Source organism: Streptococcus equinus ATCC 9812 (assembly GCF_000187265.1).
Classification (GTDB): domain Bacteria; phylum Bacillota; class Bacilli; order Lactobacillales; family Streptococcaceae; genus Streptococcus; species Streptococcus equinus.
This window is the reverse complement of the sequence record NZ_GL698429.1, coordinates 848,927-862,619: the sequence shown is the minus strand read 5'-3', so window position 1 is coordinate 862,619 and position 13,693 is coordinate 848,927. Positions and strand designations below refer to the sequence as shown.

Here is a 13,693-nt window from a genome sequence, read left to right as displayed (position 1 = left end):
GAAATAAAAAGAATAAGAATCAAAATGAAGTGGTTAGCAACATTTTAATCCTTACTCTTTTAGTCATGAAAAATGAAATGGTCGTTTGAAATGTAACTCATAAATTGCTTTTTATTTTGTGCAAAAAGGTCATTATCCTCTAGCATTTCTTTTGGGAAATAGAAGCGTCGGTCGCCATAAATGGTTCCAGTTAAAGTTTTTACAATAGGTGAAATGGTTGAGAGTTCAACGACAGAGTCATCTTTTTGAATCATGTTAATCTCAGTGCGAGGTTCTTTCTTTTCAGGACGATAAATGTCGTACGGCAAATCAAAATTAACATGGATTCCTGTGTAATATTCGGGGTCAAAGCCGACTGATTTGACTAGGTCGACCAAGTAGCTGAGCTCTTTACGAGAATCTTCTTCAAAAGTAATAGATTTCAAAACTTTACGATTGATAAATCTGCTAGCTAAATCAGCCAAAATCTTATCCTCAGATTTCATCCAAGCTTGAAAGTATGTGTTCATAACCCCGTCATCTAAAGCAAGATAATCTTCTAAGCTAGCCTCATTTGCCAAAAATGGTATTAAATTAGGCGAGCATTTTTCAAAGAATTGACTGTCGAGTTGATAGAGGTGTTTAGCTCGTTTTAGGAGATTTTGCAACAAAACTTCCATGCCTCGACTAGCTGGGTGAAAGTAAACTTGCATGTACATTTGGAATCGACTGACGATATAATCCTCGACAGCATGCATACCATTATACTCAAACACAATGCCATCTTTTGTCGGACGAATAACGCGCAGAATACGTGTTAAATCAAACTGTCCATATTTTGCACCACTGTAATATGAATCTCGCAAAAGATAGTCCATGCGGTCACAATCAATTTGACTCGAGATGAGTTGTACGACTTGTTTATTATGATAGGTATGGTTGATAACACTAGCAACTTTTTCTGGAAAATCAGGCGACACACGTTTTAAAATAGCGTTGATTTCAGTATCAGGGCTGGTGATGATTTCTTGCGTAATAGCTTCGTGGTCGGTATCAAAAAGTTTTTCAAAAGTGTGCGAATAAGCACCGTGTCCGACATCGTGCAATAGTGCAGCGACCATGGTCAAAAGATTTTCACTAGAATCCCAAATATCAGGAAATTTCTCATCGAAAATTTCTGTGACACGTCTAGCAATTTCATAAACACCAAGGCAGTGTGAAAAGCGACTGTGTTCAGCACCATGGAAGGTATAAACAGTTGTCGAAACCTGCTTAACACGGCGTAGACGTTGAAATTCTCTAGTATTGATAAGATCATAAATGACCGGATGATTAACAATTATATAATTGTGAACTGGGTCACGAAATACTTTTTCATTCATAATTTCATTATAGCAAAAATGCTCAAAAATCCTGACTATTTAAATCGTGTCATATTTGTATTTACGAATTTTGAAAAATTACTTATAATTGAGACTATGACAAATGAACTTATTTTACGTTTAATCCAATTATTTTTGGTATTTTTGATTATCTGGGTTTTGGGAAATATCTTTCTCCATGCCAAGAAAAATAAAATTGATCTAAAAGAAAAATTCTGGACAGGTCTTTGGATTGGGTATTTTACTGACTTATTAGATACCTTGGGAATTGGGACTTTTGCCACGAGTACCGCTCTTTTTAAGGCAACAAAATTAGTCAAAGATGATAAACAAATTCCAGCAACGCTGTCTACAGCGCACGTCATTCCGGTAATGATTGAGGCACTTTGTTTTATTACGATTGTCAAAGTAGAATTGCCGACCTTGCTGACAATGGCAGCAGCTTCATTTGCAGGTGCTTTTGTCGGAACACGAATCACTAAAAATTGGCCGACACAAAAAGTACAAAGGGTATTAGGAACTTTGCTGATTGTTGCAGCTATTATCATGGGGTACCGCATGATTGCAAATCCAGGTGCTGGAGTGGGTGATAGTGTTCACGGACTTCATGGCATTTGGCTCATGATTGGGGTTGTTTTCAACTTTACGGTTGGTATTTTGATGACGATGGGACTTGGAAATTACGCTCCAGAGTTGATTTTCTTCTCACTACTTGGAATCAATCCTTCGGTAGCACTTCCAGTTATGATGCTTGATGCTGCCGTTATCATGTCAGCAAGTACGACAGATTTTATCAAATCAGGCCGTGTGAACTGGCCAGGTGTGCTAGGAATTATTGTTGGTGGTTCTCTTGGAGTACTGACAGCAGCATTTTTCCTCAGTCAACTTGATATCAATAAATTCAAGGTTCTTATTATTTTCATTGCTATTTTTACTGGAACAAGCTTGCTTCGCTCATCAGCTATCAAGCGCTAAATCAGCGCAATTTCTGGCTTTACGAAGGAAGAATTGGTATAATTTTAGAGAAAGGAAGAAGCTAATACTAGATGAAACTTCATATTAAGAATAAGATTAATGTTGATGGACAAGTTGAGTTCGTTGAGCAATCATACCCTGTCAAATTAACAGAAAAAAATGGTCATATCTATCTTACTTACACTAATGAAGAAAAAGAAACTGTTATGTTGAAATGTAATGACCAAGAATTGATTATGACACGCTATTCAAACCCAAAATCAATCATGCGTTTTCATCGTGAAAATCCAGCTGTAGTTGCTATTCCAACTCCTGTTGGATTACAACATTTACAAACAAAAACAAGCGTTTATGAATTGGATGAAACTAAGCAAAATCTAAAAATTCATTATCAACTAAAACAGCTTGAAGGAGATAGTGTTTTTGCCAATTATCAACTAGAAATCAAATGGTTGTAAGCATAAACAAAGCTTGATATATAAGGCTTTGTGACTAATGTGTTTAGTTGACAAACTTTTTAAAAATTGATATGATTACTCTGTATTCAAGGGAGTAGCAGACGGGTAAATCCCGTGACATGGTCGTCATTACGAAAGAAATTTCCGGCCCTGTCTTAAACAGCGAGACTTGTTTTAAAAAAACAGGTCTATTTTTCTATAGAGGAGACCATAGGAGGAAGCTATTTTGTCTAAAGAACAAAGTAAAGCTCTGTTTTATACACAGAGCAAAGATGAAACACTGGAAACTCTAAATTCATCACGTGAAGGTTTGTCTACAGCAGAAGCTCAAAAACGCTTGGACGAATACGGTCACAACGAACTTGATGAAGGTGAAAAACGTGGCTTGCTAGCTAAGTTTATTGACCAGTTCAAGGACTTGATGATTATTATCTTGTTGGTTGCAGCAGCACTTTCTGTTATCACAGAAGGTATGCATGGTTTAACTGATGCTTTGATTATTTTAGCCGTTGTTATTTTGAATGCTGCATTTGGTGTTTACCAAGAAGGTCAAGCAGAAGCGGCGATTGAAGCTCTTAAAGATATGTCAAGTCAAATCGCTCGTGTTCGTCGTGATGGTCATGTAGTGGAAATTGATTCACGCGAATTGGTTCCTGGTGATATTGTCATGCTTGAAGCTGGTGATGTTGTTCCAGCTGATATGCGACTTTTAGAAGCAGCATCATTGAAAATTGAAGAAGCTGCTCTTACAGGTGAATCAGTTCCAGTTGAAAAAGATTTGTCAGTTGAAGTACCAGCTGATGCAGGAATCGGTGACCGTGTAAACATGGCTTACCAAAACTCAAATGTTACTTACGGACGAGGTGTTGGTGTCGTTGTTAATACAGGTATGTACACTGAAGTTGGTAAAATTGCTGACATGCTTGCCAACGCTGATGAAACAGATACACCACTTAAACAAAGTTTGAACCAATTGTCTAAAGTATTGACATACTTGATTGTTGGTATCGCTGCTGTTACTTTCCTTATCGGTGTTTTTGTTCGAGGAGAAGCTCCACTTAATGGTTTGATGGTTGCCGTAGCACTTGCCGTGGCTGCTATCCCAGAAGGACTTCCAGCCATTGTTACAATTGTCTTGTCAATGGGAACAACAACACTTGCTAAACGTAATTCAATTGTTCGTAAATTGCCAGCCGTTGAAACACTTGGTTCTACAGAAATCATTGCATCAGATAAAACTGGTACATTGACAATGAACCAAATGACAGTCGAAAAAGTTTACACAAACGGAAAATTGCAAAGCTCTGCAAGTGAGATTGCATCTGACAATAACACACTTCGTGTTATGAACTTTGCAAATGATACAAAAATCGATCCAAATGGTAAATTGATTGGTGACCCAACTGAAACAGCACTTGTTCAATTTGGTCTTGATCACAGCTTTGACATTCGTGAAGTGTTGAAAGCAGAACCCCGTGTGGCTGAATTGCCATTTGATTCAGATCGTAAGTTGATGTCAACTATCCACAAAGAAGCTGACGGTAAATATTTTGTTGCTGTTAAAGGTGCGCCTGACCAACTTCTTAAACGTGTGACACGTATCGAAGAAAATGGTCAAGTTCGCGACATCACTGCAGCAGAAAAAGAAGCTATTCTTAATGTCAATAAAGACCTTGCTAAACAAGCACTTCGTGTTTTGATGATGGCTTACAAATACGTTTCTGAAGTTCCAAATCTTGAATCAGAAATTGTTGAAGCTGATTTGATTTTCTCAGGTCTTGTCGGAATGATTGACCCAGAACGTCCAGAAGCTGCTAAAGCCGTAGCAGTTGCTAAAGAAGCTGGTATTCGTCCAATCATGATTACTGGTGACCACCAAGATACAGCGGAAGCTATTGCCAAACGTCTTGGTATCATCGAAGATGACGGTGAAGACCATGTCTTTACAGGTGCTGAACTAAATGAATTGTCTGATGAAGAATTCCAAAAAGTCTTCAAACAATACTCAGTTTATGCGCGTGTATCTCCTGAACATAAAGTTCGTATCGTTAAAGCTTGGCAAAATGAAGGTAAGGTTGTTGCCATGACTGGTGATGGTGTTAACGATGCGCCATCACTTAAAACAGCTGATATCGGTATTGGTATGGGTATCACAGGTACTGAAGTATCTAAAGGTGCTTCAGACATGGTCCTTGCTGATGATAACTTTGCAACTATTATCGTTGCGGTTGAAGAAGGACGTAAAGTCTTCTCTAACATTCAAAAATCAATTCAATACCTCCTTTCAGCCAACATGGCAGAAGTATTTACAATCTTCTTTGCTACTTTATTTGGTTGGGATGTTCTTCAACCAGTTCACCTTCTTTGGATTAACTTGGTAACTGATACACTACCAGCGATTGCACTTGGTGTTGAACCTGCTGAACCAGATGTGATGACTCACAAACCTCGTGGTCGTAAATCAAACTTCTTTGACGGTGGGGTTATGGGAGCCATTATCTATCAAGGTATCTTCCAAACATTGCTTGTTTTAGGTGTCTATGCTTGGGCATTGATGTTCCCAGAACATGCTTCAAATCGTATGATGCACGAAGATGCGTTGACAATGGCATTTGCAACACTTGGTCTTATCCAATTGCTTCATGCCTTTAACGTAAAATCTGTTTACCAATCAATTTTCACTGTTGGTGCATTCAGAAATAGAACCTTTAACTGGGCAATTCCAGTAGCCTTCCTTCTTTTGATGGTGACTATTGCATTGCCTGGATTTAACCAACTTTTCCATGTATCACACTTGAGTGTTACTCAATGGTTGGCTGTTATTGTGGGAAGTCTATTGATGGTTGTTCTTACAGAAATTGTAAAAGCGATTCAACGTCTACTTGGACAAGACGAAAAGGCTATTTAAAAAATATCATGAAAGTCAGGCTGCATATAGCAGTCTGATTTTTATTTTCTGAAAAATGTTTGAAAGTTTTATGGTAGAATATTTTCAGGAGGCTGTCATGATTAAAGCAATTATATTTGATATGGATGGTGTTTTATTTAACACTGAGAGTTTTTATTTTAAACGACGTGAAGCATTTTTGGCGAGCAAGGGAATTTCTATCAAGCATTTACCACCTAAATTTTTCGTCGGTGGTCGTATCGATCAATTCTGGGAAAAAATTTTAGGTGACAAGATTTCTGATTATGATACCAAAGCTTTGGAGGCTGAATACACTACTTATAAAAGCGTTCATCGACCAGATTACAAGAGCTTGGTTTTCTCTGATGCTAAGACAGTTTTAGCAGAGCTGAAAGCTAAAGGATTTGTTTTAGCATTAGCTTCAAATACTGTTCGTAGTGATGTCGAAGCTGCTTTGACAAAATGCGGATTAATCGAATATTTCACATATATTTTGACAGGAGATGATTTTACAGAAGGTAAGCCAAATCCTGCCATTTATAATGCTGCATGTGCCAAGTTAAGTTTTGATAAAGATGACATTGTTATAATTGAGGATAGCCAAAAAGGTATTCAAGCAGGAGTAGCTGCAGGCGTTCGTGTCATTGCCATTCGAGATAAAGAGTTTGGTGTTGATCAATCAAAAGCAAGTATTTTGGTTGATAATTTGACAGAAGCTATGCAAGTGATTGACAAAGAATCTTAATAATTTTGTGAATTGCTAGCAATGGTAGGAAATAGCAATTTTAAGGGCTTTATGGTAAAATAGAAAGACAGTAATAGAACTATGTAAACTTGATAATCAAGGATAGTTTTAGAGGTTCGGCAAGCGCTGTGAAAGAGGAACTTTTCTTAGAAATTCGATGTTCTTCGTCGAAATTCTTATTTTTGCTTTGCTTGTTTAAGGAACTTAATATCTTAAGTTAACAGAATTCGTCCTAAAAGCGTCGTGAAAAAGATAATTCTCCTTGTGTCACAAGACACAGCGTCGAATTCCTATTTTCATCTCGCTTTCTTGACGGACTAAATATCTTAATTAATTGAACACGTTCTACGAGCTGTGCAAAAAAGATAATTTTTCCTAGAGCCTAAGAGCTCTTCGTCAAAATTCCTATTTTTGCTTTGCTCGTTTAACGAACTTAGTATCTTAATAAAAAGGAGTTATCTCATGGAAGTGGCTGAAATTCGCCAAAAAATAGTAGAAAATCTAGAGAAGTTGACTAGCTTCAGGAGGTCTCTTTGACTTAGATCGTTTGGAAGAAGACATTGCGCTTCTTGAAAACAAAATGACTGAGCCAGACTTTTGGAACGACAACATTGCAGCACAGAAAACTTCTCAAGAGTTGAATAGTTTGAAACAAACTTATGAGACATTTAATGAAATGCAAGAGTTGTCGGATGAAACAGAGCTTTATCTAGAAATGCTAGATGAAGATGATTCTATTCAATCTGAGTTAGAAGAAACTCTCGAAAAACTTGATAAAATTATGACAAGTTATGAAATGACTCTTCTCTTGTCAGAACCTTATGACCGTAACAATGCCATCTTGGAAATTCACCCAGGTTCTGGTGGTACGGAAGCTCAAGACTGGGCTGATATGCTTTTCCGTATGTATACACGTTATGGAAATGCTAAAGGTTTCAAAGTTGAAACCCTTGATTATCAAGCAGGTGATGAAGCAGGTATCAAGTCAGTGACACTTTCTTTTGAAGGACCAAATGCTTATGGTCTTTTGAAATCAGAAATGGGTGTTCACCGTTTGGTCCGTATCTCACCATTTGACTCTGCAAAACGTCGTCACACATCATTCTCTTCTGTTGAAGTAATGCCAGAATTGGATGACACTATTGAAGTTGAAATTCGTGATGACGATATTAAAATGGATACTTTCCGTTCAGGTGGTGCCGGTGGACAAAACGTCAACAAAGTTTCTACAGGGGTGCGTTTGACTCACATTCCAACAGGAATCGTTGTAGCATCTACGGTAGACCGTACGCAATATGGTAACCGTGACCGCGCTATGAAAATGCTGCAAGCTAAACTTTATCAATTAGAACAAGAGAAAAAGGCACAAGAGGTTGATGCTCTTAAAGGTGATAAAAAAGAAATCACATGGGGTAGCCAAATTCGCTCTTATGTCTTCACTCCATATACAATGGTTAAAGATCACCGTACTGGATATGAAGTTGCTCAAGTGGATAAAGTCATGGACGGTGACATTGATGGTTTCATCGACGCTTTCTTGAAATGGCGTATTGATTAACCAAAAAGTAAAATTTTAGGATAACAAAATTGTAAAGGAAATTACAAATGGCATTAATTGAAATGAAAGGCGTAACGAAAAAGTATCGCCGCTCAACAACTGCTTTGAGAGATATTAACGTATCTGTCGACCCAGGTGAATTTGTTTATATTGTTGGTCCTTCTGGTGCTGGTAAATCTAGCTTTATTAAGTTGCTTTACCGTGAAGAAAAAGTTTCTGCTGGATCACTTAAAGTCGGTGAGTTCGATCTTACAAAACTTAAAAAACGTCAGATCCCAATTTTACGTCGTAGCATCGGTGTAGTCTTCCAAGATTATAAACTACTTCCTAAGAAGACGGTTTTTGAAAATGTTGCGTATGCAATGCAAGTTATTGGTGAAAAACCACGCGAAATCAAAAAACGTGTTCCAGAAGTACTTGAATTGGTTGGGTTAAAACATAAAATGCGTTCATTCCCAGGTCAATTATCTGGTGGTGAACAACAACGTGTTGCGATTGCGCGTGCAATTGTTAACAATCCAAAAGTTTTGATCGCTGATGAACCAACTGGTAACCTTGACCCAGAAATTTCATGGGAAATCATGCAATTGTTAGAACGTATTAACCTTCAAGGAACAACAGTTCTAATGGCAACTCACAACAAACAAATCGTTGATAACCTTCGTCACCGCGTTATTGCTATCGAAGAAGGAAAAATTGTACGTGATGAAGAGGAAGGAGAATACGGATATAATGATTAGAAATTTTTTCCGCCATTTGTGGGAATCCATTAAAAGTTTGAAACGTAATATCTGGATGACCATTGCTTCAGTCAGCTCAGTTGCAATTACCCTAACTTTGGTTGGTATCTTCGCTGCTGTTTTGATGAACGTTGAAAAAGTCGCTCAAGGTATTGAAAATAACATCCAAATTAACGTTTACTTGGATGTGAACTCAGCAGACAACTCTGAGACAAAGACAAACGAAGTTGGTGAAACTGTCCAAAACGATTCATTCCACCAAGTTTATGACCACATTAATGCTATTTCTGGTGTAAAATCTGTCACTTTCTCAAGTAAAGATGACCAATTAGCTAAACTAAAAGAAACTTACGGTGATGACTGGACAATGTTTGATGGTGATTCAAACCCACTTCAAGATGTTTATATCGTAGAAGCAACATCAGCTTCAAAAGTTAAAAAAATTGCTAAGAAGATTTCAAAAATAGAAGGTGTTGAGTCAGTTGACTATGGTGGTTCAAACTCAGATCAACTTTTCAAAGTTTCTAAATTCATCCGCACATGGGGATTTGCAGGAACAGTCCTTCTTGTAATCATTGCTATCTTCTTGATTTCAAATACAATTCGTATGACTATCATGTCTCGTCATCGTGATATCGAAATCATGCGTTTGGTTGGTGCTAAAAACTCTTACATCCGTGGCCCATTCTTCTTTGAAGGGGCTTGGGTTGGGCTTCTTGGAGCAATCGTACCATCAATTATTATTTACTTTGCATACAAAGCTGTATATGCTTCAGTAAATCCACAATTTGAAGTTCAAGGTTTAACATTGTACCCTGCTGATTCATTTGTTCCAATGCTTATTGGGGGGATGTTCTGTGTAGGAATTATCATCGGATCAGTTGGTTCAGTAATTTCAATGCGACGTTATCTTAAAATTTAATATAAAAAAACAACTTCTGATTTCAGAAGTTGTTTTTAGATTATAAAGTTTGATACGGCAGCTGCAATTTGTTTTTCTTGATTTTTTGGTGAGATTGTTGCATCGCCGTCTTTCGATTGGTGACCATAGTCTCCAAATTCGCTGTGATTTCCACCAGAAATGGATAGGTAAGTTGTATTGCTTGGTAGTCTCTTCTTAGCGGATTTATATTGGTCCCATTTAAGAACCTTATCGTTGCTAGCTGTGATTGATAAGACCTTCAAGTGTCGTTTAGAAAGATTAACTTTTTCAGAAGGGTAGCTTGCGAGTAGAATTAAGCCAGAAATATTATCTGATTTTGCAGTGTTTGCATTCATACAAGCAACAACGCCACCAAATGAGTGCCCAGCAAGATATACATTTTTTAGTTTTTTCGCCTTGATGATAGATAAAGCTTTCTGACTTGAAAGGACTGGTAAATTTAGTGGTGTTTTCAAAATATAGGCGCCATAGCCTGATTTTGATAAGTCTTTTGCCAAGCTAGCGTAAGCTTTCTCTTCGACAAGAGCACCTTGATAGAAAACAATATTTGCTTTTGTGCTCCCTTTACTTTCAAAAAATAGATAGTCTTTTGTGATTTTAGCGGATTTAGCAGCTGCCATAGAGCTTTTGTGTGCTTGGTAGGTTTTGTGGCGAATAAAGCCAAGACCTACCAAGCAAGCAGTGCTGCCAAACAAACTAAAAAGTAGAGTAGAAATTTTTTAAGTTTTTTCATAATGTGTTAAAATACGGATTAAAATTCTTTTCATGCGCAATAGTCGTTTCATGACCATGTCCAGGGTAAACAGTAAAGTGGTTTGGTAAGGTAAACAATTCAGACTTAATACTTTCAATGAGTTGATTAGTATTTCCAGTCGGTAAATCGGTACGTCCAATAGTTTCACGAAAAAGAGCATCACCTGTTAAAACGACCTCGTCATCTGGAAAGACTAGAGACACGCTTCCCCATGAGTGCCCAGGTGTCATGCGTGCTTGGAAACGAAAGCCAGATAACTTGTAATCATCAGTGTATTGGAAATGATACTCAGCCGGTTTTAAAATAATATCGTCCATATCAGCATGACGGTCAAGCCCTGAGAAGTTGTCTTTTGGCGAATAAAGCCAAGACGCTTCTTTCTCAGAAATATAAACAGGTGGGTGACCAAAGGCATCGCGAATCACATCAAGTCCCATGATATGGTCATAATGAGCATGTGTGAGTAAAATGGCAGCGACCGGTTTATCAAGTGACTGAATTTTTTCTTTGATTTTGTCAGTATCGCTACCAGGGTCAACAATGATGATTGCCTGGTCATTGACTAATAAATAAGTGTTTTCACGTGCAACGTGATTTAGTAATCTAAAAATCTTCATAAAAAAAGTGTATCAAAAAAGTTTTGAAAAGTCATATGATGTCATTTCTCAAAAATCCTTTTTTCCCTTATTTATCACCTGGATTAGGTGAATGTCACTCCTAAAAATGGTATAATTTAAATGTTATGATGCAAGTTAATTCTCAAAAATATGCTGTTGTTGATTTGGAGGCTACAGGCGCCCACGCAATGGCAGAAATTATTCAGGTTGGCATTGTCATTATTGAAAATAAAAAAATTGTGAAGACTTATCAAACGGATGTTAATCCGCACGAGCCACTAACTGAACATATCATTAATTTGACAGGGATAACTGACGAACAGTTGGCTAAAGCGCCAGATTTTTCCCAGGTTGCCCAAAAGATTTACAACATGATTTCAGATTGTGTTTTCGTTGCTCACAATGTAAAATTTGATGCCAATCTTTTAGCAGAAAAATTATTTTTAGAAGGCTACGAATTGCGTACGCCACTTGTCGATACTGTTGAGTTATCACAGGTCTTTTATCCGACCCTTGAAAAATACACCTTAGGTCATTTGGCTGATGTTTTACAACTTGATTTGACAGATGCGCATACGGCTATTTCAGATGCCTATGCAACCGCTCAGCTATTGTTAAAATTAAAAGAAAAAATGGCAAGCATGCCAAAAGAGCTTTTAGAGAAGCTTTTGCCTTTGGCTGATAATCTTGTGTTTGAAACAGGAATGTTGGTTGAAGAAGGTTTTAAAAAAGCTAAGGTCATGTCGAAAAAGGATTACCAAGAAGTTGGTGGTCTCATTTTACGACAACCAAAAGAGCTTGGTAGTGAACGTAAGATGTCAGATGATTTTGAGCTTAATATGGCACTTTTAGGCTTGGATGCGCGTGAGAAGCAAAAGCAATTTGCTCAGCTGGTCAAAGATGATTTTCAGTCGTCTAAGGTTTCATTTTTAGAAGCACAAGCAGGGCTTGGAAAAACTTATGGCTATTTGATGCCACTTTTACAATTGGCTCAGGATGAACAAGTTATCGTCTCAGTGCCGACGAAGATTTTGCAAGATCAGATTATGGCAAATGAGGTTAAGCATCTTCAGGATGTCTTCCATACATCTTGTGCGTCAATCAAAGGTCCTGGAAATTATATTAAACTAGATAGTTTTGCGCAGAGCCTACGCCATGAGGGTGATAATCGTCTGGTCAATCGCTATAAAATGCAGCTTCTAGTCTGGTTGACAGAGACTCTCACTGGAGATTTGGATGAAATCAGACAAAAGCAGCGCTATGAAGCTTATTTTGAACAGATTAAACACGATAGCAATTTGAGTGAGAAATCATTGTTCAAAGAAGTAGATTTTTGGAACCGTAACTATGAAAGAGCTAAGCAAAGCAAGCTTTTGATTATCAATCATGCTTATTTCTTAGAGCGTGTTCAGGATGACAAGGCTTTTGCGGCAAATAAAATCTTGGTTTTTGATGAAGCTCAAAAATTAATTTTGAACCTAGAACAATTTTCACGTCGTCGTGTGAATGTTACTCAATTGGTTCAAAAACTTGAAAAGCATTTAGATTCTGCACTTCCGATGCTTGAAAAACGTTTGATTGAGAGTCTTTCTTTCCAATTAACTCACTTGGTAACGCGTTTTTATCAAAATCAAGAAGTCTATGTGACGACTGAGGACGCTAGAAAACTAGAGCAAGCAGTTAATGAGCTTTTGGCTGTTAATGCTGATTGGCGTTATCTGTGCTTAGAAGATTTGATGAATTTGTTTGCGCAGCCATTTACTGATTTTTGGCTTGAGACAAGTTATGAAAATGAAAAACGTCAAACCTACTTGAATGCAAGTAGTGATGAGCTTTTGAATTTCCAAGAATTTTTACCAGAAACTCGAAAAACGTATATGGTTTCAGCTACACTACACATTAGTCCTCAAGTTAGTCTTGCTGATTTGCTTGGATTTGAGCAGTATCATTATATGAGCATTGCGCATGATAAGAACAGCTCACAACGTATTTGGATTGATGAAGAGATGCCAAATGTTACTGAGATTTCAGAAGAAGAGTATGCTTCGGTAATTGCTGAACGCATCTATCAAATTAGGCAGCTAGATGAGCGAATGTTGGTTCTTTTCAATTCTAAACAATCTATGTTTGATGTTTCTGAACGTTTAGATGAGATGGATTTGCATCATTTGACTCAGGAGAAAAATGGTACCGCCTATAATGTTAAACGCCGTTTTGAGCGTGGTGAGAGTCATATTCTTCTTGGAACAGGTGCTTTCTGGGAAGGAGTAGACTTTGTTCAATCAGATAAGATGATTGAAGTCATTACTCGTTTACCGTTTGAAAATCCAAAGGATTTATTTGTTCAGAAAATCAGTAACCATTTGTTAGCGCAAGCGAAATCACCTTTTAATGATTATTCTTTACCTCTTGCGATTTTAAAACTCAAACAAGCCATTGGTAGAACCATGAGACGTGATAATCAACGTTCGGCTGTGCTTCTACTTGATTCACGAATTTTGACAAAATCGTACGGAAAAACAATCAGTGACTCATTATCTGAAGAATTTTTCATTTCTCATCAAAAATTTTCAAAGAGTCTCACTGAAATAAAGAATTTTCTGCTATAATAAAAGGGATAAACAAAAAGGGAGA

The 13,693-nt window shown here is 37.4% G+C and carries 11 protein-coding genes; 8 read left to right on the top strand and 3 right to left on the bottom strand.

Features of this window, described 5'->3' with window-relative positions; translation table 11 throughout:
• Nucleotides 1-59: 59 nt before the first annotated feature.
• Nucleotides 60-1,361 (bottom strand): HD domain-containing protein, encoded by a 1,302-nt coding sequence (locus HMPREF0819_RS04100; RefSeq protein ID WP_004232681.1) that lies wholly within the window; start codon nt 1,359-1,361, stop codon nt 60-62.
• Nucleotides 1,362-1,457: 96 nt separating this feature from the next.
• Here HMPREF0819_RS04100 and HMPREF0819_RS04095 point away from each other — a divergent pair, with 96 nt between their 5' ends.
• The 7 genes from HMPREF0819_RS04095 (at nt 1,458) to ftsX (ending at nt 9,667) form a co-directional block, all read left to right on the top strand.
• The gene (locus HMPREF0819_RS04095; RefSeq protein ID WP_044023322.1) at nt 1,458-2,336 is read left to right on the top strand and encodes a sulfite exporter TauE/SafE family protein; all 879 of its coding nucleotides are present in this window, start codon (nt 1,458-1,460) and stop codon (nt 2,334-2,336) included.
• 71 nt (nt 2,337-2,407) lie between these two features.
• Complete coding sequence (locus tag HMPREF0819_RS04090) at nt 2,408-2,794, top strand: YwiB family protein (protein WP_004232675.1); 387 nt, start codon at nt 2,408-2,410, stop codon at nt 2,792-2,794.
• A gap of 226 nt (nt 2,795-3,020) precedes the next feature.
• Nucleotides 3,021-5,702: a cation-translocating P-type ATPase gene (locus HMPREF0819_RS04085; RefSeq protein WP_004232673.1), complete on the top strand. Its 2,682-nt coding sequence runs from the start codon at nt 3,021-3,023 to the stop codon at nt 5,700-5,702.
• Between the two features lie 97 nt (nt 5,703-5,799).
• Nucleotides 5,800-6,447 (top strand): HAD family hydrolase, encoded by a 648-nt coding sequence (locus HMPREF0819_RS04080; protein ID WP_044023321.1) that lies wholly within the window; start codon nt 5,800-5,802, stop codon nt 6,445-6,447.
• A 462-nt stretch (nt 6,448-6,909) separates the two neighbouring features.
• Nucleotides 6,910-8,005 (top strand): peptide chain release factor 2 gene (prfB, locus tag HMPREF0819_RS04075; protein ID WP_115264976.1). Its coding sequence is split into 2 segments (ribosomal slippage): nt 6,910-6,981 and nt 6,983-8,005, totalling 1,095 coding nucleotides; the frame shifts between segments, so codons are not numbered across the junction.
• A 47-nt stretch (nt 8,006-8,052) separates the two neighbouring features.
• On the top strand, nt 8,053-8,745 hold the full coding sequence (ftsE, locus tag HMPREF0819_RS04070; protein WP_004232666.1) for a cell division ATP-binding protein FtsE: 693 nt from the start codon (nt 8,053-8,055) through the stop codon (nt 8,743-8,745).
• Entirely contained in the window at nt 8,738-9,667 is a 930-nt protein-coding gene (gene ftsX, locus HMPREF0819_RS04065) for a permease-like cell division protein FtsX (RefSeq protein WP_044023319.1), read from the top strand. The genes ftsE and ftsX overlap by 8 nt, the downstream gene beginning before the upstream one ends.
• Before the next feature lie 35 nt (nt 9,668-9,702).
• Here ftsX and HMPREF0819_RS04060 read toward each other — a convergent pair whose 3' ends face one another.
• Complete coding sequence (locus HMPREF0819_RS04060) at nt 9,703-10,308, bottom strand: alpha/beta hydrolase (protein WP_080552926.1); 606 nt, start codon at nt 10,306-10,308, stop codon at nt 9,703-9,705.
• 109 nt (nt 10,309-10,417) lie between these two features.
• The gene (locus HMPREF0819_RS04055) at nt 10,418-11,059 is read right to left on the bottom strand and encodes an MBL fold metallo-hydrolase (protein WP_004232662.1); all 642 of its coding nucleotides are present in this window, start codon (nt 11,057-11,059) and stop codon (nt 10,418-10,420) included.
• Between the two features lie 125 nt (nt 11,060-11,184).
• On the opposite strand from HMPREF0819_RS04055, the gene HMPREF0819_RS04050 reads away from it, so the two are divergent.
• The gene (locus tag HMPREF0819_RS04050) at nt 11,185-13,668 is read left to right on the top strand and encodes a bifunctional DnaQ family exonuclease/ATP-dependent helicase (RefSeq protein WP_004232661.1); all 2,484 of its coding nucleotides are present in this window, start codon (nt 11,185-11,187) and stop codon (nt 13,666-13,668) included.
• Nucleotides 13,669-13,693: the final 25 nt, after the last annotated feature.